General features: G+C 49.3%; 22 protein-coding genes. 4 read left to right on the top strand and 18 right to left on the bottom strand.

The genetic code is table 11. The features are described 5' to 3' along the window. Positions 1–22: 22 nt before the first annotated feature. Positions 23–1,171, top strand: a complete 1,149-nt coding sequence (locus PGL01S_RS21815) for a hypothetical protein (protein WP_127496685.1) — start codon at positions 23–25, stop codon at positions 1,169–1,171. A 58-nt stretch (positions 1,172–1,229) separates the two neighbouring features. Here PGL01S_RS21815 and PGL01S_RS21810 read toward each other — a convergent pair whose 3' ends face one another. The 4 genes from PGL01S_RS21810 to PGL01S_RS21795 form a co-directional block, all read right to left on the bottom strand. After that, on the bottom strand, positions 1,230–1,763 hold the full coding sequence (locus tag PGL01S_RS21810) for a LysM peptidoglycan-binding domain-containing protein (RefSeq protein ID WP_127496684.1): 534 nt from the start codon (positions 1,761–1,763) through the stop codon (positions 1,230–1,232). Between the two features lie 83 nt (positions 1,764–1,846). Continuing rightward, entirely contained in the window at positions 1,847–2,920 is a 1,074-nt protein-coding gene (locus tag PGL01S_RS21805) for a glucosaminidase domain-containing protein (protein ID WP_127496683.1), read from the bottom strand. Between the two features lie 299 nt (positions 2,921–3,219). Beyond that, positions 3,220–3,837 carry a PadR family transcriptional regulator gene (locus PGL01S_RS21800; RefSeq protein ID WP_127496682.1) on the bottom strand — a complete coding sequence of 206 codons (618 nt, stop codon included), beginning with the start codon at positions 3,835–3,837 and terminating at the stop codon, positions 3,220–3,222. Positions 3,838–3,842: 5 nt separating this feature from the next. Continuing rightward, a complete protein-coding gene (locus PGL01S_RS21795; protein WP_127496681.1) occupies positions 3,843–5,411 on the bottom strand; it encodes an MDR family MFS transporter in 1,569 nt (522 codons plus the stop codon). A gap of 187 nt (positions 5,412–5,598) precedes the next feature. Between PGL01S_RS21795 and PGL01S_RS21790 the strand changes: the two genes are divergently transcribed. Beyond that, positions 5,599–6,432 carry a sugar phosphate isomerase/epimerase family protein gene (locus PGL01S_RS21790; protein ID WP_127496680.1) on the top strand — a complete coding sequence of 278 codons (834 nt, stop codon included), beginning with the start codon at positions 5,599–5,601 and terminating at the stop codon, positions 6,430–6,432. A 55-nt stretch (positions 6,433–6,487) separates the two neighbouring features. Here PGL01S_RS21790 and PGL01S_RS21785 read toward each other — a convergent pair whose 3' ends face one another. Beyond that, positions 6,488–7,501: an SDR family oxidoreductase gene (locus PGL01S_RS21785; RefSeq protein WP_127496679.1), complete on the bottom strand. Its 1,014-nt coding sequence runs from the start codon at positions 7,499–7,501 to the stop codon at positions 6,488–6,490. A 122-nt stretch (positions 7,502–7,623) separates the two neighbouring features. Here PGL01S_RS21785 and PGL01S_RS21780 point away from each other — a divergent pair, with 122 nt between their 5' ends. Then, positions 7,624–8,655 (top strand): ParB/RepB/Spo0J family partition protein, encoded by a 1,032-nt coding sequence (locus PGL01S_RS21780; protein ID WP_127496678.1) that lies wholly within the window; start codon positions 7,624–7,626, stop codon positions 8,653–8,655. Here PGL01S_RS21780 and PGL01S_RS21775 read toward each other — a convergent pair. The 5 genes from PGL01S_RS21775 to niaP are packed head-to-tail and all read right to left on the bottom strand — an operon-like array spanning position 8,652 to position 13,951. Next, complete coding sequence (locus PGL01S_RS21775) at positions 8,652–9,743, bottom strand: GerAB/ArcD/ProY family transporter (protein ID WP_127496677.1); 1,092 nt, start codon at positions 9,741–9,743, stop codon at positions 8,652–8,654. The genes PGL01S_RS21780 and PGL01S_RS21775 overlap by 4 nt on opposite strands. Positions 9,744–9,783: 40 nt before the next feature. Beyond that, the gene (locus tag PGL01S_RS21770) at positions 9,784–10,014 is read right to left on the bottom strand and encodes a hypothetical protein (protein WP_127496676.1); all 231 of its coding nucleotides are present in this window, start codon (positions 10,012–10,014) and stop codon (positions 9,784–9,786) included. A gap of 37 nt (positions 10,015–10,051) precedes the next feature. Next, on the bottom strand, positions 10,052–11,257 hold the full coding sequence (locus PGL01S_RS21765; RefSeq protein ID WP_127496675.1) for a Ger(x)C family spore germination protein: 1,206 nt from the start codon (positions 11,255–11,257) through the stop codon (positions 10,052–10,054). Then, positions 11,254–12,699: a spore germination protein gene (locus PGL01S_RS21760; protein WP_127496674.1), complete on the bottom strand. Its 1,446-nt coding sequence runs from the start codon at positions 12,697–12,699 to the stop codon at positions 11,254–11,256. Before PGL01S_RS21760 ends, PGL01S_RS21765 begins: the two co-directional genes overlap by 4 nt. A gap of 28 nt (positions 12,700–12,727) precedes the next feature. Continuing rightward, positions 12,728–13,951, bottom strand: coding sequence for an MFS transporter (niaP, locus tag PGL01S_RS21755; protein ID WP_127496673.1), 1,224 nt, complete (start codon positions 13,949–13,951; stop codon positions 12,728–12,730). A gap of 146 nt (positions 13,952–14,097) precedes the next feature. On the opposite strand from niaP, the gene PGL01S_RS21750 reads away from it, so the two are divergent. Beyond that, a complete protein-coding gene (locus tag PGL01S_RS21750) occupies positions 14,098–14,298 on the top strand; it encodes a hypothetical protein (RefSeq protein WP_127496672.1) in 201 nt (66 codons plus the stop codon). 13 nt (positions 14,299–14,311) lie between these two features. Here PGL01S_RS21750 and PGL01S_RS21745 read toward each other — a convergent pair whose 3' ends face one another. The 8 genes from PGL01S_RS21745 to PGL01S_RS21710 all read right to left on the bottom strand — a co-directional run bounded on the left by PGL01S_RS21745 (position 14,312) and on the right by PGL01S_RS21710 (position 23,365). Continuing rightward, positions 14,312–15,247 (bottom strand): glycerophosphodiester phosphodiesterase, encoded by a 936-nt coding sequence (locus tag PGL01S_RS21745; RefSeq protein WP_127496671.1) that lies wholly within the window; start codon positions 15,245–15,247, stop codon positions 14,312–14,314. 169 nt (positions 15,248–15,416) lie between these two features. Beyond that, positions 15,417–17,084 carry a thiamine pyrophosphate-binding protein gene (locus PGL01S_RS21740; RefSeq protein WP_127496670.1) on the bottom strand — a complete coding sequence of 556 codons (1,668 nt, stop codon included), beginning with the start codon at positions 17,082–17,084 and terminating at the stop codon, positions 15,417–15,419. A 26-nt stretch (positions 17,085–17,110) separates the two neighbouring features. Then, positions 17,111–18,901 (bottom strand): GAF domain-containing sensor histidine kinase, encoded by a 1,791-nt coding sequence (locus PGL01S_RS21735; RefSeq protein WP_127496669.1) that lies wholly within the window; start codon positions 18,899–18,901, stop codon positions 17,111–17,113. A 22-nt stretch (positions 18,902–18,923) separates the two neighbouring features. Further along, complete coding sequence (locus tag PGL01S_RS21730; RefSeq protein ID WP_127496668.1) at positions 18,924–19,820, bottom strand: GGDEF domain-containing response regulator; 897 nt, start codon at positions 19,818–19,820, stop codon at positions 18,924–18,926. A gap of 21 nt (positions 19,821–19,841) precedes the next feature. After that, positions 19,842–20,888, bottom strand: coding sequence for an HD-GYP domain-containing protein (locus tag PGL01S_RS21725; protein WP_127496667.1), 1,047 nt, complete (start codon positions 20,886–20,888; stop codon positions 19,842–19,844). A 123-nt stretch (positions 20,889–21,011) separates the two neighbouring features. Further along, entirely contained in the window at positions 21,012–21,686 is a 675-nt protein-coding gene (locus PGL01S_RS21720; protein ID WP_127496666.1) for a DUF4166 domain-containing protein, read from the bottom strand. Continuing rightward, entirely contained in the window at positions 21,683–22,600 is a 918-nt protein-coding gene (locus tag PGL01S_RS21715) for a DoxX-like family protein (protein WP_127496665.1), read from the bottom strand. The genes PGL01S_RS21720 and PGL01S_RS21715 overlap by 4 nt, the downstream gene beginning before the upstream one ends. A gap of 135 nt (positions 22,601–22,735) precedes the next feature. Continuing rightward, complete coding sequence (locus PGL01S_RS21710; RefSeq protein WP_127496664.1) at positions 22,736–23,365, bottom strand: response regulator transcription factor; 630 nt, start codon at positions 23,363–23,365, stop codon at positions 22,736–22,738. Positions 23,366–23,368: the final 3 nt, after the last annotated feature.

Here is a 23,368-nt window from a genome sequence, read left to right as displayed (position 1 = left end):
TATTTAGTAACAGGAGGAAAATATGCTTTTTCATCGATTTAAGCGTATGAAGGCTTGCAGAATGATCGTGCTTGCACTCGCCCTTGCCTGGCTGCCGGAAAATAATCTCCATGCCAGATCTGCCGTGACGAAAGAAGAAATGAACGGTCATTCCGGTCTGCAGTTAATGGTCAAATCAAGCCCTACCGCCATCTTCGAAGACCATGACGTGATTAAAGATCCGGATATCGTAAACGCCGTTCATTCACCTAATTGGCAAGCATCCGATGAAGTCCCGCGATTTTCCGATCTTTATATTTCCCGGGAAGGAGTCTCTGCTCCGTCCTTTCGCGTAGATGCCAGCGGACGCATATGGGATGAGACGCAGTCGAAAATGCTTGTTCTGCCGGGCAAAGCGGCGGCAAAGCTGCAGCAGTCCGCCGAGACTTTGCGGGCGAAGCATTACGGACAATTACTGGATTGGCAGGAAGCGGAAAAGCTATTTTCCAGAAAAGCTTATTTTGTCATCAAGGATATGGAGACCGGGTTATCGTTCCGCGTACAACGAAGAGCCGGACATGATCATGCGGATGTTCAACCCGTAACGAAGACAGATACCGAAATTATGAAGCAGATTTACAACAAGGGCTGGACCTGGGACAGAAAAGCGATTATCGCGGAAAAGGATGGCAAGCAAATTGCGGCTTCCATGAACGGAATGCCTCATGGCGGAGACGGAATACCGGAGAATGGCTTTTCGGGGCATTTTTGCGTACATTTCCTGAACAGCTCTACCCATAAATCCGAGAACCCGGATTTGCCTCATCAGCTAATGGTTCACAAGGCTGCGGGAAAGCTGCGGAATTATTTTGCGGACTCTTCTCCTTTCCTGCTTGGTCAAGGATTAATTGAAGCCATTCACCACGAAGAGCCCGAGATGATCCGCCTGCTAACGGAGGGAATTCCCAAAGAGCAGTCGGAGGCGCTGCTTTCGCAGCAGCAGGATTGGCGTTCTATCCGGCGGAAAGACGGACGTGAACTCCCCCAGGAGGAATCCTGGTTGTCCGAGGTACGGATGGAAGCGGAGACCTTGCACGCAACCCGGGGCAAAAGACTGATGCGATTCCATTCCATGTTCGTGCGAATGAGTCCGATCAGCCCGTGGGAGATGAAAGAATTAATCGTTTCTTAAAAACGAATAACGTCCGCTTCCTTCTTATGGGGAAGGAGCGGACGTTATTATTTCTAGCTTAATATGGGCCATTAACGGATGTCCCGTGGATATGAGGATTTGCCATATTCGGACTTACCATACTAGGGCTCACCATGTTTGGGTTGGCCATGTTTGGACTAGTCATGCTTGGGCTCACCATGTTTGGCTGCACGTTTGGCTGGGTATTACTTTGTTGAAGCGATTGCGTTGCCGGAAGATCCATGTAGGTTTTATGGCAATACATATTGGAGATTCGCGGAATAACAACCGTTTCGCCATGCTTAAGGGATTTTGGATTCGCGATATGCAGGTTGGCTTCCTCCAGCAGCGTGTTTGGAATGTTGTACGCATGGGCGATTTGCTCCATCGTATCTCCCGCTTGCGCTTGGTGATGAGCGTAATAATAGTTGCGGTCATCCTCCCGGAAGAACGGGAAGAAAAAAGGCGAGAAGAAGAAAAACGGGAACAGGAAACGACCTGGGAAGAAAGGATGCGGGAAAGGCCGGAATGGTGGACGGAATCCGCCTCCAAAGCCGCCGCCGCCAAAAGGAACAAAACCACGATTATCCATCTTGATACCTCCGTCATATAGTCATTTGACTATATAACTTATTGAATCCTGGGCAAAAAGGTTCCAGTTCCCCGTTAAGTAATTTAAAGCTTCTTATAGTCGCGTTTCATAATATTCATAACCAGACTTGACCATTTCGGATTGGCCGGACAATACTTACTAGCTACTTTATCAATCGTCGTGTAGCCTTTATCGATATAATTCTTTGCCAGCAGCTGGCCGAACTTGCGGACGCTGTCTCCCTTCGTCTCGAAGGCAAATGCTTTATTATATTTGTCGCTGTCTAATGCATTAAGGCCAAACAAATTGTTTTTCTTCTTGGCCAGCGTACTCTTGCCGTTGCCGCTTTCCAGCTTCATGACGGCAATCGTAAAGTATGCGTTAATGCCGTATTCCTCTTCGACTTCCAGAATGGCTTGCTCTAGGCCGTGATCAGCAAGAGCCGTTTTCTCAAACAGCTTCGCAATATGTTCTTCCGTCAATCCCGAGTCCGATTCCACAACGGATGTTGGCCTCTCAGGGTCGGAGGGCAGCGGTATTGCTGTTGCGGGTTTAATCTCTAACGTATCGTTAAGAGGCGGTGCCGCCTCCGCTTTTGTATTCGCTTTCGCCAGAATTTTGACCTCAAGTGACTTATCGGCTACCGGAGCCGCTTTTTCTTCAATCTGCTTGGCATAACGTCCATGAACGAAGCCTTGATCCTTTAGAGCCAACCATCCGTTATCAGTCGCATGATCCACCTGGATGATGTCCCCTTGCTTTAGCACTTGAATAATATCGGAGTCTGCATCCGGCTTCTCGCGGACGTTGAGGTAAAATGCGGTCACAGCGTATGTAAGAATAGGCGATTCTTGCACGGAGGGTTGCGCGGCTGCGCTATGTATTTCGGGGATAATATTGGGCTCAGGTTCCTGCAGCGCAGCTTCTTGCCTCTCTACGGGCTTTATTTCAGCGGCTTCCGGCAATTGCGGCGTGAACAGCTGTAAGGCGTCGCTTACCACGATACTACCGTCAGCGATGGATAAATGAGCGATCGACAAGTCATGAGTTACTTCAGCAGACACTTTATTTGAAGGTAAAAAACGCGTGCTCAAGGTCATGAACAAAGCTATACAAAGTACATATACGAGCACTTTTGAATTGATTTTTGTATGCATCGTTACACCTCTTCCCTCGTTTTTGTAAATCAGACATACCTGCTGTGGTATAGGTTAGATTGTACATAGGAGGATTTGAAAAACGTGTCAAATATCCTGCGCGGCTCACTTGTTTCTTTGTCGGAGCTTCATGCCAAACTTTGGCTGAAAAAGCGGATTTTGAACAGATGCCGTAATTTCGAATCGCTTTGACCAAAAAACGCACGAAAAAGTTGCCTCCATCTGACTCGATCCGCGAAAATTAGTAAAATAAAAACAAAAGAACCGCACCCGGGTGCGGTTCTCTAGCTTTATTTGTACTATTCTTCCGGCATTTGAGGTCCGGGATGGGACTTCAGATACTGCTCGATCTGCTCAAGCGTCCAGCTTGGCCCTTGAAGAAGGCTGCCGCTCCTTGCCATGTCCAGCAGCTCCAGCAGCCACTCCTTCTCCGCCTCTCCGAATATTTTGATTCCGTTAATCATCATTTGGGAGCCGGTCGGAAGAAAAGTTCCTTTTATCTCCAACACCGCCTCCATGCGTTTAATACGCTCTTCGCATGCGGCCAGCTGCTTCTGCAGCAGCTGCTCGATCCGGCTCTGATCTCCGTGACGAATGAAAGGCAGCGCAAGGAATGCGGGATGCTGCGGATAAGAAACCTGGCTTAGCTGCTCGTACAGCAGTTTGTGGAAGGCTTCTTTGCCGGTTTCCGTTATCCGGTAAATCGTCTTGTCCGGCCGGTTATCGCCCGGAACCGCTACAATCTCCGCCGTTTCAATCAGCCCGTGATCCCGAAGCTGGTCTACCGCGTAATACAAAGAACCGTCTCGAAGCCTAAACGACTCATTCCAGTTCCGCTGCTTAATCGTTTGTCTTATATCGTAAGGATGTCTGTCTCTTTCCATAAGAAGCCCCAATATTAACAGCTTCATTGACATGTTCCTTATCTCCCCGAGAACGATGGCTCCGGCTTGCCTGCATCATCTTTGGCTGGAGCTTGATTCGATTTTGGAGGAAGCTCAAGACGAGCGCGGCCCATCAGAATGGCGAAGACAAACGCCAATACCGGCAGGATGACATTCCATTGGAAAATAAACAGAATGGAATCGGACAGCTTGCCAAGCAGAAGCGTTACGAAATCTGCAGGCAGCCCCATTTTAGCTTGAACCGACGGATCAAGCAGCGCCTGTCCGCCTTTGATCTGTGCCGCCATTTCCGGCTTAATGCCTTGCACGTCCTGCAGCGAGTTTTGGAAATGCGTTTTTTGCATTGCGCCGAACACGGTAATGCCAAGCGCGGAACCAATTGTGCGGAAGAACGTGATCAAGGACGACGCCGAACCCTTGTATTGCGGAGGAACGGAGTTCAGAGTCGAGATATTCAGCAAGGAGAAGGATACGCCAATACCGAGGCCAATGATAACCATAAATACGGTGATCAGAGCACGGCTCGAGGAGGTATCCATCACATAGCCGAGCAAATACGTTCCGACCATCAATACGATCGAAGATACGATCATGACGTCGCGGAAACGGACTTTGTTCGCAATCCGGCCGCCGATCTGCGCGCTGACGACAACCCCGAGCATCATCGGTGTCAGAACCGTACTTGTGCTGGTCGCCGACAGATGGAATACGCCTTGCATGAACAACGGAATATAAGTAGCGACAGCAATCATAATGCCGCCGTATAGAAGGCTGATCATCATGCTGCTGGTGAACAGCTGCTTCTTGAACAAGGTCAGCGGAATAATCGGATCCTTCGCCATTTTCTCAACAAACAGGAAGACGACAGCCAGAATGCCCGCACCGGCTAGAAGCGAGATGGTTTTGAACGAATCCCATGCCCAGCCGTCGGTACCGCCAAGCTCGAGTCCAAACATCAGGAGCAGGACAGCCGCCATCAAAATAACCGCACCGGCCCAATCGATTACTTGCTTCCGGTGATTCTTCGATTCCTGATAGCCTCTCATGATAAAGATCAAAGACAAGATGCCAATCGGAACGTTAATGTAGAAAATCCAGCGCCAGCTGATATTGTCGGTAATAGCACCGCCCATAATCGGGCCAAATACGCTGGAGATGCCGAACACGGCGCCAAACAGACCCATCATTTTGCCGCGCTTCTCCGGCGGGAACAAATCGAAGATGATGGTGAAGACAATCGGCATGATCGCGCCGCCGCCGACGCCTTGAATAGCACGGTAGATAATCAACTGATTCATGTCAGTTGCCGTACCGCACAGAATGGAACCGATCAGGAAAAAGATCAGGCCTGAAATAAAGAACCGCTTCCGGCCGTACATATCGGACAGCTTGCCGAAGATCGGCGTTGCGACCACCATTGCGATCATGTAAGCGGAATAAACCCATACGAATTTATCCATGCCGCCCAGCTTCTCGATGATCTTCGCCATCGCCGTCGATACGATCGTCTGATCGAGCGCCGACATAAACAGGCCAAGCAGGAGGCCTGCAATTACTAATTTGACACTACTTTTTTTCGCGTCCATAAGAACTTCCCTTCTGTAGTCATATATCCGTACTCAAATTTGAATACCCCTTGCTTATTATACTCAAATTTGAGTGATGTTCAATCCCTAAAATGAATAAATTAATCCCTAGATTGAATAAATTAATTGTTAACCTATCTGTTGTATAATGGCAGAGAAAACAATCGATAAGGTGGGATTTGTACATATGTCATATTTGTCGTTAAGTACTTGGAGCCTGCACCGTAATCTGGGACCGCTCCGCTGGACCGTATGGAATGAAGAAACCGGCAATCACGATACGGCCGTTCAGGAACAGCCGTTACTGCATTCTCTTCTTGAGCTTCCCGCCGAAGCTGCCAACCGCGGTTATCAAGCCGTAGAGGTCTGCCATTTCCATTTCCCGTCCACCGAACCAGACTATCTCGCACAGGTGAAGCAAGCCTTTGCGTCAGCCGGCATGTCCTTTGATACCTTGCTCCTTGATTACGGCGATATCACTTCCTCCGACCCCGCCCGCGCAGAAGCGGATATGGCCTATATCCGCCAATGGATTGAAGCTGCTTCCTTAAGCGGCGCGAAGCAGATCCGGGTTGTGGCGGGCGAAGCTCCTCCTACGGATAACGAGGCTATTTCGCTGTCCGCAGCCAGATTGGCCGAGCTCTCGGAATATGGCCGCACGCTTGGCGTAAAAGTAATCACGGAAAACTTCAAAGCACTCACCTCCACTGGCGCAAGCTCCATGAAGCTGCTCGATCAATGGGGCGAACATGCTGCGACGATTACGGATTTTGGCAACTTTAAAGGCCAATTGAAATATGAAGAGATTGCTCTTACAACTCCGCTTAGCGTATCCGTCCATGTCAAACCTCAATACGATGCCGACGGAATTCCGGATGAAGCCGAGCTTCGCCGCTGTCTGGACACCGTTGCTTCCGCCGGATTCAATGGCGCTTACGTATTGATCTACGACGGTCCCGGCGATATGTGGGAGGGCATGGAACGCGTGAAAAGGATCGTCTCCTCTTATCTCGCTTCCTAGACGGCAAAAAAGCGATGCAGTTCAACCCTGCATCGCTTTTTTTTGTGCAATATTACTACCTATCAACGTTCATTCCGGATGAATGCGCCGCAATAATGCGGTCCATCTGCTCGTTCCAGGCTTCGTCCTCCGAACATTTCTCCGGATGGGCTTCGAACCATTCAACGGTCCGTTTAATCCCTTCCGCAAATGGCACAGTGGCCGCAAAATCCGGTACAAGCTTTTTGATCTTGCTGTTGTCAAATACAGCGCTTACCGCCTTATCGCCAAGCAGGCCGCCTTCCAAATCCGGATCATAGGTGATCAGGAAGTCCGAAGATATATGTATCAGGTTCGGTTTAACTCCGGCAGCTGCGCCAATCGCCTCGTAAATCTGATTCCAGGACAATACTTCGTCCGATGTAATATGGTACGCTTCCCCAATCGCTTTCTGCTCGCCAAGCAACCCCACAAAACCTTTCGCAAAGTCCGAATTATGTGTCATCGTCCATAGGGATGTTCCGTCGCCGTGAACAATTATCGGCTTGCCCTTGCGCATACGGGCAACAAGCGAATAAGGGTGAGGCCAGCTGTTCAGAGATGCCGGAATCATCGTATCCCCGTAGGTAAAGGAAGGACGGACAATCGTAACCGGGAAGCCGGTTGCGGCATGTTCCTTCAGAAGAAGCTGTTCGCAGGCGATTTTATCTCTCGAATATTGCCAATAAGGATTTTCAAGCGGCGTTGCATGCTCCGTTATGATATAATGCTGCAGCGGCTTCTGATAAGCCGATGCCGAGCTGATAAAGATATATTGCTTCGTACGTCCCCGGAACAAATCAATGTCGGTCTGAACATGCTCCGGCGTAAAAGCGATCCAATCTACCACGACATCGAATTGATAGTCTTCCAGCGCTGCCGCGGCGGACTTGGGATCTCGAATATCCCCGGTAATGATCTTCGCGCCTTCGGGCACAAATCCGTCCCGGTTCCCCCGGTTGAACAAATAGAGGTTGATTCCTTTCTGTACAGCTAGCTTGGATACAGCCTGGCTGATCAAGCCGGTACCGCCGATAAACAATACATTCATGTCTTATCGCTCCTCCAACCAACATTAATGGCTTACCTCAGTAATAGTGTAAAGCTTAAAAGCAACCGGAGCAATGTTTAAGGTATAATAGAAAGATAGAACAATAGAATAGGAGATAAGTGATGGATATTGTACAACTCCCACTAACCCAAATCGACGAAGATACGGACCAGCCCCGCTACCAGTTCGACGAAGAAGCTTTGGTCGAGCTGATGCGTAATATTGAGGAAATCGGGCTTCTCTCCCCCATTAAAGTAAGAACGATCGATGGAGGAAGATATAAGATTATTTACGGCAACCGCCGTTACAAGGCTTGCAAGCGGCTTGGACTAGCCACGATACCTTGTATCGTGACGAACATGACCGATGAGCAGGAAATCTACTTGGAGCAAATCGCCGAGAACCTGACGCGTCAAGGCTTCTCCCCGATTGAAGAAGCGGAGGCTTTCAACAAGCTGATGACCGACCCGAAATTTAGCCGATCGGTTAAATTCCTTGCCAGCAAGTTCGGCAAACCGGAATCGTACATAAAGAACAAATGCGAGCTGCTTAAATTCGGCAATTCGGTTCGGAAGCTTATCATTGGCGGCACGGAAATTCGCAAAGACCGTCTCACGGAGGACCAGTTGCTGCCGCTGAAGGACCTGCCGATGGAGCATCGGGATCCGTTGGCCCTCATTATGGCAAGAGACGAGATGCCGCCTTCGGACGTGAAGAAAATCGCCAAGCTGTTCAAGGACAAGGATATCTCTGCCGCTACTAAGGACAAGCTCCTGTACAAATCGGGTCCCGGATTGCTGGAGACCTGGTCGGTGCAGCAGCATAACAAGGCGGAGAAAGCGAAGCCGGCCGAGCCAAAGGCGCCTAAAGCGGAAAAGAGCAAGCCGGCCGAGGTTACCGAGACAGCAACAACGGTAGTCGAAACTGTGCCGGCACCGGTTAGTCCCTACGAAGCCATGGACAAGAAGCTGAATCAGCTCTTGACTGCCCTGCCCTCTTTCTCTCCGCTGCCCAATGAAGCGGCTTTATCCTTGCAGGAGCTGAATGCCGAGGAGAGAGCGGAACTGATTAGGAGAATGGAAGCCTTGCTGGAGCAATTGCGCTGCCATACCGAGGAATGGGACAAGCTGAAAAAAATCGCGGCAGCCAATTAATTCGATACGCTTTGCCTGATTTGCCCCGCTATCCAGATTAGAATCGGACAGATGATCCCAAAGATCATCGCATAGAATGGCCAAATGCGGAAGGTCGTAAACAAGGCAGCCGTGTTTGGCCATACTGTTCCGGCAATGACATAAGCGATAAGGCCAATCGGTATTAATAAAGACCGGTAATCCTTCATTTTAAACACGGTCGAGAGACCTTTTGCGCTTACGTACATGAGCAAGGACATGCGAAAAAAAATCGCGATAAACCAAATAACCGACACTGCGATCTCGAAACGTTCGAAGAAATCGCTGAAGCTGATCGTCCGGACGGCAAAATAACTCGAGAAGCCTACGGTGGAGACGACTCCCTGACTCAGGACGGAAATAACGATAACCGTTACGCACATAAACAGGGACCCGGAGAACAGCGAGCTTTTGATGACAAGCCTTCTCCACTCTTGCGGCTTTTTCGTATGCGTGGCGAAGTACAGGAACAGTATGCTCTCAATATAGGGAAAGGCCATGGTCGTAAAAGAAGCATGAACAACCGGCTTCCAGCCAAACTCGAATACCGGGAGCAAATTGTCCAGATTCATCTTGGGGATCAGAGGAACATAACCTAAAGCAAGCAGCCCCATAACCAGGAAAAACAGCACTTCCGCCGCACGGCCGATTGTTGTTACCCCGCAATATACCACGTATATGACTACGCCTAGCATGAGGACAAAGATTGCCGACATTGGCGTTTCCGGCAAGATCAACGTCGTTATGTAATCCGCAAGATCTCGCAACACAAGGCTAAGGATAAGAAATGGATACATCAACGTGAATAACAGCAAAAATAGCCTGCCTAGCCATTGCCCAAGCAGTGTCTGTAAATATTGTTCAAACGGGACACCGTGTAGTTGTTTTGCGATTCCCCCATATACCATAATCATCAATAACTGAACAGTCAACACCACGCAAAGCGATATCCAGGCATCCTGCTTGGCAATCGACGCAAGATTGGAAGGCAGAACAAGAAATGCGCTGCCCAGCTGGTACAGGATAAACCACATCGTCATCTGCCTGATCGTCAGCTTCTCATTATCCATGCTCTGCCCCCTTCTTCTTTCTTCATTAATAAACTACGAACTACTTAAGCAGCCTCGACATAAACAAATCAATTGGCTTGAACAGGACGTTGATCCCCATCATTGGACTCGGCAGATTCACTTGAAGCTGTCGAAGCAATACAAGCGCAACTCCCACGCTAAGGAAACATGCGCTGACTACAATATCCCGAACTTGGCGTTTTTTCATCAGGACGCGATACTCCATAAAAGCCCCTGCCAGAAAGATCAGCAGAATAATCAGATGATCCATTACAGCCGCCTCCCACACGAATAGACTCTCATTACAGCTAAGGCTGCTTGTGAATCGTATTTAAGATCTTGCCTGTTTTGTGCAGCTCGGTTGTGATTACAACTTCAACCTGAAGATCATTTTTGAATATTTCCGGCCATTGCTTCTTCCATTTGTTCCATTGCCTCGGATATTTCCGGTGGAAAGCCTCGCCAAAGCCGTAAATATCCGCACCGTATTTCCGCTGAACATGACGGATACTGTGCTCAAGAGTAGTCCTCTGTTCTTCCCTCGCTACCTGCTGCATTTGACTGAATACCTTTTCATCTCCAAGATCCGCACTGCAATGATATTCGCCGATGTTGGCATCGCTCTTCATTTTAACCTTCACATGAGGCTTGCCGTCTTTTATCGAAGGAATAATCTCGGCATGCGATTTATAGATCTCTACGACAAAGTTATCCCTGCCGTTTGGGCATCTCACATGACCAACCGTACTGCGCACATTGTTAGACACATAACTGTAGCCTTTACTGTCCGATTCACCTAGCCACCCGACAATACGGTCGTCGAGAAGCACGCCAATTCCCGTATATTTGTATTCGGCATATGCTTTGGGCTGCTTCACATTATCTATTTTCATTCCTTTGTTTCTGTTACCGATAAGCGTAATTCCCGTTAGAACCGGTTCGATTCCATCCTTCGTTACCTTCTGCATCATATCAACAACATTGACCGCGGAAGTAGGCGCCCAGGAACTCTCGGACACTTTAAGCGATTTGTATAAATCAATGGCCGGCAGCACCTCCATTGGCGTAACGAACGCTAGAATATCTTTGGCGTCGCAGCCTTTCGCAACGGCCATGAAAAAGTCCGGACGGACCTCGTGATCCCGGAATAAAAAATCAAGAGGATTCCGCAGCCCCCGCTCCGCTATCTTTTCATTAATAATGACGATCCGCATATGGGATAAATACATCCTTCGCGAAGCTTTGGTCGTAATTTTGCGCAATGCTTCAAAAATAGTTGGCGCCCGTTCCGAGAAAATAATGGCAGGTGATCGCTCGCCTGAACGATTTATCGACATCTGGGACGGGTCTGATACTTGAACCGTCAATTGATACTGTTCGTCTACCCAATCAATTCCCATAGCCAGCACAACGGAAATAGCATTCAGCTCCCGCCGGTTCCAGCATCCCGTCAAGAGCGATGCCATCAATATGAAGGCTGTAAAAGCCAGTCCAATCCTTTTGCAGCCGCTCATGAGGATCGCCCCTGCTTCGTTTGCCCTTTCGTCGATTTCCAATAAGGCATGCGGAAGATGGCGTCATTTTGCTGGCTGGCATGGAACGGAGCGCTTGGACTTAAGTACGGAATGCCGGCGGAACGAAGATGGCACAGATGCACAACCAGGACAATAATGCCGATAGTCAGTCCGTAAACACCAAAGGAAGCCGACAAAACCATAAACGCGAAGCGTATGATCCGAATCGGAATCGACATGGCATACGCCGGAATGACAAAGCTGGAAATGGCGGTAATCGATACGATAATAACCATTGCCGCCGAGACGATACTAGCCTCTACAGCGGCCTGGCCAATCACAATCGTTCCTACAATCGATACCGCTTGGCCAATCGTGCGCGGCATCCGTATTCCGGCTTCCCGCAATATCTCGAACGTGCCTTCCATAAGCATCGCTTCAATAAAAGCCGGAAGAGGCACCCCTTCCCGTTGGGTGGCTAGGCTTAAGAGCAGCTGAGTTGGCAGCATATCCTGATGAAAAGTTGTAAGAGCAATATAGACAGACGGCGCGAGTAGACAGATGGCAAGCGCCACGTAACGAAGCAGCCGAATCAGGTTGCTGTAAAAGGGACGCTGGTAATAATCCTCTGCCGACTGTATGAAATCTACGAACAATGCAGGCGTCAGCATCACAAACGGAGTACCGTCTACGAATATCGCAATTTTGCCTTCCATAATTCCCGCGGCAATCGTATCAGGCCGGTCCGTATTGTACATGGTTGGAAATATGGTCAGCTGTTTTTTCTCATGCAGGAACTCTTCCAGGTATTCACCTTCGAGAACCCGGTCTTGCTTGCAGGCTTGCAAACGTCCGATTAGTCTGCGAACCTGTTTCTCATCAGCAAGCGTGTCCATATACATAACCGCTACATCCGTTTTGGTCATTTTGCCGACTTTAAGCGAGACGATCCGAATTCTTGTATCTTTAATTCTGCGTCTGACAAGGGTTGTATTGGTGCGCAGGGTTTCCGTGAAGGAATCCTGAGGACCACGGACAACCGATTGGGTTTTGGATTCCGTAATGGCACGGTCGTTCCAGCCAGGCAGCGCTATGCTTAATCCGTCCACAACCCCATCCATCATAATAAATAAGCTGCCGGAGAACAGTTGCTCCAAAGCAGCCTCAAGCGTACGGGTAACGCATACCTCCCCTGCATCCAGAACATGATCCTTCAGCTCCTGCAGCGTAACAGGCTCCTCCGGCGTCCGGTCAAGCAGTGCGGAAATAACACTGTCCTGAAGCTCCTTCTTGTCTACCATGCCGTCCAGATAAAAGATAGCCGTCTTCTTATTGCCGGGCAGGATCAGCTCACGGACGATAAAGTCCGAGCTGTATCCCAACATCAGCTTCATTCTTTCTATGTTGGCATGCAGCAATGGGGAGAAGCCATCCTCTTTCATCCTCATGTCCTCCTACCTGCAGACCGTTCTACGCGCGGTCTGGATCCATACCTTTTGTTTCCCGGCCAAACAGCATCACCGTTAACGCACCAATAACGATCGCAACAAAGAAAACAACGAATACGGCATTAATCGTTGTGCCGTTGTCAATCAGCAAGCCTACCAGATACGGTCCGATAATCCCGCCAATCCTCCCGAAGGCTGCAGCAAAGCCTACTCCTGTTGAGCGAACGCTTGTAGGATACAGCTCCGGCGTATAAGCATACATGGCACCCCATGCCCCCAAATTGAAGAAGGACAGGAAAATGCCCGCGGCGAGAAGCATACCGGCTGTACTGGCATTACCGAACCAAATGGCACATATGGCCGTCATAAGCAGATAAACGCCGAGCACCGCTTTTCTGCCGACCCTTTCAATTAAATAGGCAGCCGTAAAATATCCCGGTAATTGGGCTAATGTAATAATAAGCACGTATTGAAAGCTCTTGACGAGCGTAAAGCCTTTCAATACCATAACGGTTGGCAGCCACAGGAACATCCCGTAATAAGAAAAGACGACCGTGAACCATAGAATCCACAACGTTACGGTAGCCCGTTGATAGGGACCTGACCATAAGGAAGCCACACGCTCGCCAAAGCGAAGCCTTCTTCTGTCGGCCTGCTCTTTATAACGCGGGGAATCCTCGATTGCCCGTCTAAGGAACAACGCATACACCGCGGGAATAGCGCCGATAACGAGTGCCATTCTCCATCCGAAATGCGGAATAAAGAAATAGGAGATGAGAGCAGCAACAATCCAGCCGCCTGCCCAGAAGCTTTCAAGCAGAACAATCGCTCTGCCTCTTACTTCAACGGGCACCGATTCGGATACTAACGTGGATGCAACCGGAAGCTCCCCGCCTAAACCAAATCCCGCAACAAAACGCAGCATGGCCAGAACCATTAAATTGGGCGCCAGGGCAGATAATCCGCTAGCTACGGAAAACAGCAGCAAAGTCCATAGCAGAACGGCTTTTCGGCCGTAGCGATCGGCCAGCGATCCGGATACCGCTGCGCCAAACGCCATTCCGGTAGAGTTTATCGCGGCAAGCAGACCAATCTGCTGGGCATTGAGGCTCCAATCGACGCTTAAAGCCGCTGCGATAAACGAGACAAGCCCCACATCCATGGCGTCAAATAACCAGCTGAATCCGGCGCTGAACAGCAATTTGCGGTTTTTGGACGTACGCAGTAACGCTGCAGCTTCACTCATCTGCACAAAGCCTCCATTCTTAGCTTCCTTGTTATTTACAATGTGCCCTGGAACGATTGCCATTATGTAACAGGTAACCCGAATGGGACAAATATACTCTGCAATAGGATGGGAAATAGAGATTATCGGAGCTGGAGGAAGCCGAAATGGGAAATAAACAATCGATTGTTATCGTGGTAATTCCAATAGCGGAGGTGAGAAAATTCATTCTTATCGATATCGTTATCAGTACGGCCGCATACTACGCCCTAATCATTCCCTTTCATTCGTTTATAGCAGCAACGGCCGGAAGCATGACCTTACCCATGCTGATCCGGCGTACGTTAAAGCTCCGCAGCGGCCGATAGCTGACGGATTCGGTCAGTTATTCAGCCACTGTGCGAGTGTATGGCGAAGCAAGTAAACATAACTGCTATTCTGCCGCAGCACTTCGCGGAACCGGTCCGGATAATCCGTGTATATCCCGTCAACCCCCCAGCTTAATGCCCGGTCCATGTTTAATTGATAATTAACGGTATACGGGTAAATGCGAAGACCTGATTTTTGAACCTTATGAACGTAAGCCGCATTGATTTTCGGAAAATTAGGGCTGATTCCCGTTGCGTATTTTTTGATCTTATTTAATGAAAGGCTGCTGATCCGCGCTGGCGTGTTGTACCACATCAACTGCAGCAATTCGATTCTGTCGTTCATCATGTGGATTTTCTTTAAGCTCTTTGCGTCAAAGGACTGGATGATCACGTAATCCTCAAGCCGGTATTGGTAGATGGTCTCCAGCAGCCTTTCTTCAATTCCCGGATTGTAAGGCGAGTCTTTAATCTCCAGAATATAATGCGTTTCCCGGCCAAAAGCGGTGAATATATCGGATAGAGAAGGCACTTGCTGCCTCGCATACTCTTCTCTGGCGTACATGGGATGATGCTGATTAAACCAGGAGCCGGCATCCAGCTGCTTAATGGCATCCAAGGTCATAGCCCCCACCTTGCCTTTCGCGTTTGTGGTACGGTTAACCGTATTGTCATGCATCGCGATGATTTGACCGTCCTTCGTAAGCTGAAGATCAATTTCAATGTAATCCGCCCCTGCTTCAATAGCGCTTCGAAAAGCCGCAAGGGTATGCTCGGGAGCATAACCGGATGCACCGCGATGGGCAATAATAGCTGCGTTCTTCGCAAACCGTTGACCGGCTGACACAGCGGGATGCTCCGCTAAAGACAAGACAAGGACAAGAACTACAGCAATAAGCAAGCCATGCAGTATATAGAAATAAAAGGACGGAATTTCTTTCCTTCGCATTGCTGAACGCCTCCCTTCCGTTGCCCTTAACGTGTCACGGCTTTTCCCTTTTTATGCGATTTTCGCCCAGACCAAGGTGAAACGGCTTCGCCGTCCTTAGGTGGGGAGGCGCGTTGAATTGAAAAAAGCCGCCTCCGCATGTGAATGGAAGACAGCTTTTCGGTTTCAATTAATAAGTTGCGCCCTGCAAAAACTTCACGCGCTCACCCATCGGCGGGATTTCGTTCCCCTCGACATTAATCTCGATGACGATAGGTCCCTTCGATTGGTCGAACCAGTCTGTCGCAAGCTCTGGGCGGAGCTCGTCCAAGGATTCAGCCTGCGCGTACCGGACGCCAAGCGCTTTCGCAACATCCGCGATGCTTGTACGCTGTTGGGAGAAGTCGTCCAGGCAGCGTCTGTACTGCATCATGTGTCCATGATAAACCATGCCAAGTCGGGCATTGTTAATGACGACAAATACGATCGGGAGATTGTATTCCTTAGCCGTCAGCACTTCCATGCCATGCATAAAGAAGCAGCCGTCACCGGTAATACTGATGACCGGACGAGCCGGCTCCGCAAGCTGAGCGCCAAGAGCACCGCTTATTCCCGATCCCATTCCGCCGAAGTTAATGTTAATATCGAACTCTTGCTTCTCGCGGATCACGATATTTTTAATCGAGTAGGTCATAAATTCGCCGATATCTACATAATACCGAGCATTGTCAGGCGCAAGAAGATTAAGCTGGCGGATGGCGGATCTTGTATTCCAGTCCTCTGTACCCGGACCAGCTGCTTCCAATGCGGCAGCCGCTTCCTTGTAGGCGCTTGAGATTTCCTCAAGCTGTTCTTCTTGCACGCCTGCGGACAAGCGGTCAATCAACTGCCATACGGCTAGCTCGATATCTCCGTGTACCGGGTAATCGGTATCGAAGTTTTTGCCCAATTCCCGTTTATCATGATCGATGTGAATGATCTGTTTGCCGTTCACGAGCCGCTCATCCCAGCTGCTTGTTGCCGATTCGCCTAATGCGGAACCAACAATCATTAACAGATCATGGTTATCGCCGCGAAGATAGTCCACCGCCGAATCATTGCTCGCCAATCCGTATACGCCTAAGGCAAGAGGATGATTTTCCGGGAAGGCGCCTTTGCCGCGCGGCGTTGTCGCAACATGCCAACCGGTCAGCTCGGCGAATCGACGAATCGTATCTTTAAATTCCTTGGAGCCGTGTCCGAGCATTAACGCGCCGCGGCGCCCCGCTTTTTTGATGGCTGCTGCAGCGGCTTCAATCTCATCCGCGTTCGGCTGGACGGGTTGTGTCTGAACCGCCGTTAACATTTTCGGCTCGCCAATCTCCGTCATTTGCATGTTGATCGGAATCGTAATATGTACCGGTCCGGGAATTCCGTTAATCGCGGTATTGTAAGCTTCGGCCAAAACACGCGGCAGATCCTCGGGATTGGTAACGGTCTTGCTCAGCTTGGTGACGGAAGAGAAGATCGGATCAGCGTTTAGTTCCTGACCGCCGCCTTTTCCGAATTTCGTAGTAGGGATTGCGCCTGTCAGGAAAATAACCGGAAGCTTCTCGCGCCATGCATTTGCGGCAGGTGTAACCAAATTTGTTGCGCCGGGACCGCTGGAGCCCACGCAAACGCTTGGAATACCCGTAATTCTAGTATAGGCTGCTGCCATATAACCTGAACTTGACTCATGCTTGGCTACAATGGATGTTAATTCTGGAAGTTCATGCAAGCAATCATACAATGCGTTGATAGAGCCCGCCGGGACTCCGAAAATGTACTTGACCCCTTGACTAACCAAAAATCTTAATCCAGCTTCGATTGCTCTCATCTTATTCTCCTTCTATTCTCTTTCTCTTATTTCTTAACGGTAAATTTGAATACGGAGCCTTCCCCTTCGGTCGATTCAAACGAAATTTTGCCCCCGTGCATTTCAATCAGCTGTCTCGATATGGCAAGGCCAAGGCCGGTACCGTTAATTTGATTGTTCACCTGATAAAACTTCGTGAAAATATTTTTTTGCTTTTCCACAGGAATTCCAATGCCGGAATCAATCACTTCGATCGTCATCTCATTGTCTTTCATGTATGCCTTAATCGTAATTTTGCCTCTCTGCGGGGTAAACTTGATCGAATTCGATAAGAGGTTCAGCAAAATTTGCAAAATCCGCTCGCGGTCCGCCCGCATCGTTCTGTTCGCGCCCGCGTGAATTTCAACGTCAAGCTCCAGCTTCTTCTTATTGATCAGAGAATCTACGATATGGGTGGCTTCCCGGATCAACTCTTCGAAATCGAACTCCGAATAAGTCAGTTCGAATTTCCCGTTCTCCATCTTGGCGAAATCAAGCAGCTCATTCACCTGATTCAGCAGACGCTCGATCGATTTACCCGCCGTCTCCAGCAGATCGAGCTGGGAATCGTTCAGCTTGCCAAGCACTTCCTTGCGCAAAATATCAACGGTACCTTTTACGGCCGTGATAGGAGTACGGAGCTCATGGGACAGCGTCGCGATAAAATCGCTCTTCAGCTCGTTCAGGTACTCGAGCTCCTTCACCAATCCTTCAAGCTTGAAGTTCGCCTGCTGCAGCTCCATCGAGCGTACGTTGACCGAATAATCCAGATGCTCGGTATGGATGGCATTCGCGAGAGCGGTCGCCGTTACATCCGCAATGGACTGGCAGAATTCGATCTCGCCAGGCTCGTATTCGCGGCATATGTTCATGGTTGGGATGACGACGTCGCCAAACACGCGGTCCTTTGCGACAAGCGGAATGAGCAGCAGGCTTTTGATGCCGAACATCTCGCAAGCCCGGTGATCCGGCCGGGGATCCGCGTAAACATCCGAAATCGCTATCGCTTTTTTCTCCGTCACAACCTCATAGAACAGTTTGTCCTTGTCAATGCTCAGCTTGATATCTTCGCGATGCCTGTTCTTCCATTCCTCTTCCGTTACGCTGACCGAGGAAATATGATAAGGCTCGATCGTACGGTCCTTCTCGTTGTATAAGTGGATACCCACTTCATCCGAGCCGGTTGCCCGTTTCATATAGTGGAAACAGGTTTTTAATACTTCGCGGACGGACAGCGACTTGGACAATGCCTTTGTCGCATCAAGCAGCAGCTGCTGCTTGTCCACAAGATTTTTCGTATTCTCGAACATCTGGATATTATGAATCGCAACGCTGACCATATTAACGAAGGCTTCCGTTACTTCAATCTGTTCGCGGGTCAGATTCATCGGTTTTCCGAAATCATGGACAAATACAACGCCAAATACCGAATCATTCACGATAACGGGAATACCCAAAATGGATTTGATCTTCATCAGCAGCTTCTTATCGTCGTCAATGCGCGGGTCGAGATTAGTGTCGTCGATATAATCGCTTGCTCTTCTTTCCAGAATATCGCATACAAAGCGGTCCTTCTGAGGATCAATCAGGAGCTCCGTAATATCGATCGACATTTTGTTCCCCTTGTACCCGATAAAAGTGCCGTCAGGCTGCTTGAGGAAAAATCCGACCAGATCCGCCTGCGTAATCTCGCTGGCGATGGCATCAACGAATACTTGCAAAATATCGGATAGCTCAAATTGCGAATTAATTACTTTCGTCATCAGAAATAATTTTTTAAAGCTCTTTAATTCCATCATTAATATTCACCTATCCATCCGTTTAATAGATCGTGATCTGATTTTTGCCGCTTTGTTTGGACCGCAGCAAGGCCCGGTCGGCAAAGCCAATGATTTGTTCAAAGGAATAATGGTCAGAACTCTTCGTAATTCCGATGCTGACTGAAGCTTTCGCACTCTGTTCCACCAGCGAGCCGATTGCAAGTTCGTTTACCGCCCGGATTATCTCCTGCGCAGTCTCCATTGCTCCCTGCTCCTGCTGCAGCAAGACAAGGAACTCGTCCCCGCCGAAGCGGAAGGCAAGATCATTCTCCGGAGAGATCGCCTTCTGAATAATGGAAGCAATCGCTTGCAGAACTTGATCCCCTACTAGATGGCCAAATGTATCGTTGATATATTTGAAGTTGTCCATGTCGATCATCAGCATCGCGCCGTAATCCGCCAAGCTAACCGATGATTCCAGGAGTACCTCGTTTAGATACATCCGGTTGTATAAGCCGGTTAAAGCATCCGTATTCGCTCTTTCGGACAGCTTTTCTTTGTCGCTCATCAAACGTTCCAGCTTCTGCTTTTGTCCCAGAGCATAGCTGACCTTCATTTCAAGCAGATCAAGATCGTAAGGCTTGGTCAAATAGTCAAAGGCACCAAGCTGCAGGCCTTGCAAAATATCCTTCTTCTGCACATTGGCAGACAAAAAGATAATGGGTGTATCAAATTCTTCCCGGCTCATCCATTGCTTGCAGACGTCAAAGCCGGACATGTCAGGCATCATCACGTCCAGTAGTATGAGATCCGGACGAATCTCATCGTACAACCTTAATGCCTCAGAGCCGCACTCTGCCGTATGTATGCTGTAATTTAAGGAGTTCAAAAATATACGAAGAATTTGTACATTATGCGGTTCATCGTCCACGATGAGTATCTTTTCACGCAATGACATACTCCAACTCTCTTTCCGATTTCATTCACCTGTAGATAAGGTTCTCATCGTCATTTGCTCATCGATGATCTCAAGGAACAGCGTGACGAGCTGTTCGTCAAACTGCGTATTCACGTTCGTAATTAACTGCTTTCTGACTTCCTCCACATGAAGGGAGCTTCGGTAAACCCGGGTTGAAGTCATCGCATCGAAAGCATCCGCCAGGCTGACGATCCGGACAAGCAGCGGGATTTCGTCCCCCTTTAGGCCATCCGGGTAACCTCTTCCGTCAATACGCTCATGATGCCATCTTACGATTGGCAGGATGTCCTTCACTTCCGGCAGATCCTTCAGAAGCTGGTAGCCGATAGCCGGATGCTGGCGTATAACGTCAAACTCGTCATCGGTAAGTCTGCCGGGCTTCATCAATATATGATCCGGAATAGCCAGCTTGCCGATATCGTGCAGAAGAGCGGCCAGCTTCAGCAGCTCGAGTTCGGCCGGACAAAGACCAAGCTTTTCTCCAAGCAACGAGGAATAAAAGGCGACGTTATAGCAATGGTCCACCGTGAAGCTGTCCTTCATCCGCAGCGTGTTAAACAGGCTCTCGAAAGACTGTTCCTTCAGAAATTGCTTGCGGAAATAGATCTTGTCGATGAGCTGATCCATATGCAGTTTATTCATTCGGCAAATTTGAAGCTCTTCGGGTGTTAATGATCGCTGAGATTGAAAACAGAGCAGGAGTGTGCCATACGTTGCATTACGTTTGATATGGAAGGGATATATCGTGTGGAAAGACGTCTCCGAAAGGGAGATTCCGTCTATCGTATCATCTAGTCGCAGTGGTCTTCCATCTGGAATACGCTCGAAAAAATCAGCCTGTACAGCAAGCTGTTGAAGCTGGCTGGTATCCACCTGCAGCATATTGTACGAATACGCTGCCGGCTCCTGACGCTGTGAATCCTCCATTAGAAATAAACAAATTTGCTCGCAGCCGATCGTATCTTTTAAAAAATGGCCAAGAAGCCCCATTGAATCAAATATGGAGTTTGAGTTAATGACGCTCTTGAAAAATACCGAATTATGCATGCTTCAACCTCTATTTCTCATGAATACATGAAGCTTTAATCCTTATTTCATTCGACATATAGTCTTTTTTTCCTTCCTTTGTTTAGAAAAATTTGTCGTTTCATGCGAAGCTAATATTTAACATCACTCACGCGCTTCTTCCCTTAGCGGCTTCGCATCTAACGGGATATGTCTCATGGGAATCAATTCTGCGTCAAAACTCCCTTCATAATGGAAAACCGTACCCAAAACGGGGCTGCTGACAATCACGCTAATCCGGTACTTTTCCCGTTCATCGTCATACCATTCGGTAACATCTGCCGTTCCTGTGAGCTGCGCCGGCCAGGTAAATCGAAGGAGTCCCTCGTAGAACCTCTGATCCCCCGAACGAATCCTTATCCCCCCATTGCTTGAAGCCGTAATATCCAGATCCACCGCCAAATGCTGCTTATTACCCAGGTAGTCCACGATTCCCTTTCTATCAGCGCTGTAAATCATCGTGGCGTCAAAATGCCTAATGGACCGCTTGAACTGAAATTTGCGGATCCAGGTTACCGTCTCGCGGCCAAATCCGTCCCGATAAGCATAATTTTCAATCGTAAACGGGATGCCGCTTCCACCCTGAGGGAACATAATATGCCTCGATGCTCCTAAGGCAAGCGGCAATGCCGCCCACTTATTAAACCAGATCCGGTCCATGACCCCTTGGCCGATAGAAGCGATTTGGTCCTTGCTGCTGAACCCGAATCGCTCTTGAATGCGAGGATGGAGCTTCTTAAACTCCTCTCCCAATGCTTGTTCGTAGATGGATCTCGTCATTTCTTCATTTCCCCTTTCTTGCGGATGCAATTGGCGGCGTCAGGCAAGTCCTTGGAAGTCCATAGGCCAATCAGGCATAGCCCTGTCATTGCCGCGCTTAACACAAAAGGATTAAACGGCTGCTCCAACAGCGATGGCGCATAAGCCAAAGCTCCTCCTGCAAGCGCCAATAATCCCGCTGCCTGAAGGTAGTAAATCCATTTCTTCCGGTGACATGTCAGAAGCAGCAAGCCTAGTAAAATCTCCGCGGCTCCAAGCCATTTCAGAGCTTGCTGTTCCATTCCCGGGAACATATTCATGCTTTGCATGATGCTTAGCTCTCCCGCTTCCGGGTACATCCACTTCGGTACGAGACCTTCATACAGCCAAAGCAGGCTTAATAGAACCGTGCACATATAATGAATCAGCGTACGCTGCAGGCTGACTGCCGGCGGGATCCGCTTCTCCAGCCACAACCGCAAAACATCAAAGCTGAGAGCGGTAGCCCAGCCGAATAAAGGACGGAACACTAAGCGGTCGAACCATTGCCCAAGCCGGCCGAACCGGGTGACATAATCGAATTTCGTAAGGAAGGTAATCGAGTCCGCGTTCGGGCGATACTGCCAATATCCCGCTCCATGACGGATTAATGAGAACGGCTGCTCCGAGCCGAAGGCAAGGGTAGACAGCCTGCCTCCCGCCCCTTCGCGCTGCGAGGATTTCGTCCTGCCCGTTCCGCTTATCCGAAGGCCAAAGCCAATACGCGTCTCATAAAGAAAAGCTAACGTGTTCCTCTCCGATTTGCGGGGCAGATAGGTGATGCTTGAAAACCGCAAATCCCACTGCTCATGCAGCTCGGCGGTCTGGGTATAGGTCCACAGCTTTTCCATATCGGTATGAATGTTCAATTCTACGTAAATCGGTTTTCGTTTCATTGTGGCAATCCAGCTCCTTTCCCCTACATTCTAGGACGACTGGCCGGAAGACGGCAGTTCTAAGTTTTTTAGAACCCTGCTATGCAGAAAAAAAAGGACGCTGCTTTTCAAAAGCAGCGTCCTTGCCTTATTGCGTTATTTGGGCGGAAGCAAGCCTTTGCGCCGCACCTTTTCCACGGCTTCCTTGCGGCTTGTTACCCCCAGCTTTTTAAGCATTTTGTTCACCTGATTCTTCAGGGTGCTCTCCGTCTTGTACAGCTTCTTCTCCATCTGCGGCTGCGTATAACCCTGCTCGATCAGCTCAAACACCTCGCGCTCCGCGGCAGTCAGCTGCCTCAGCTGCTCCTCCCGTTTCAGCCTGGCGTAATCCTTAAGCAAGGCATCCATTGCACGCGGATGCTGATGCGCGTTCCTTATGACATGGGGAAGCTCCTTGTAATTCGTCTTCTCCACGTAATTAACCGCCCCCGCCGTAAAAGCCTGCATGATGATGGATTCGTCCTTCATCGACGTCAGCATGATGATCTTAGCCGGATGAATATCATGAAGCTCGATAGCGGTATGAATGCCTTCTTCCTCGTAGTCCGTCAGCTGGATATCCAGCAGAACGACATCGAAGTCAAGCTGCCGTGCCTTTTCAATCGCTTCCCGGGAAGAAGTGGCGAAACCGGCAACCTCCAGATCGGGCTCGCTGTTCAAATAAGCGGTCATTGCCCGGATCCAATCCGGATCATCCTCGACGAGAAAGATTCTAATCGTTGCCATGAT

This window comes from Paenibacillus glycanilyticus NBRC 16618 (assembly GCF_004000805.1).
GTDB lineage: Bacteria > Bacillota > Bacilli > Paenibacillales > Paenibacillaceae > Pristimantibacillus > Pristimantibacillus glycanilyticus.
Note: the sequence above shows the minus strand (reverse complement) of the source record. Positions and strands in the feature narration are given on the sequence as shown.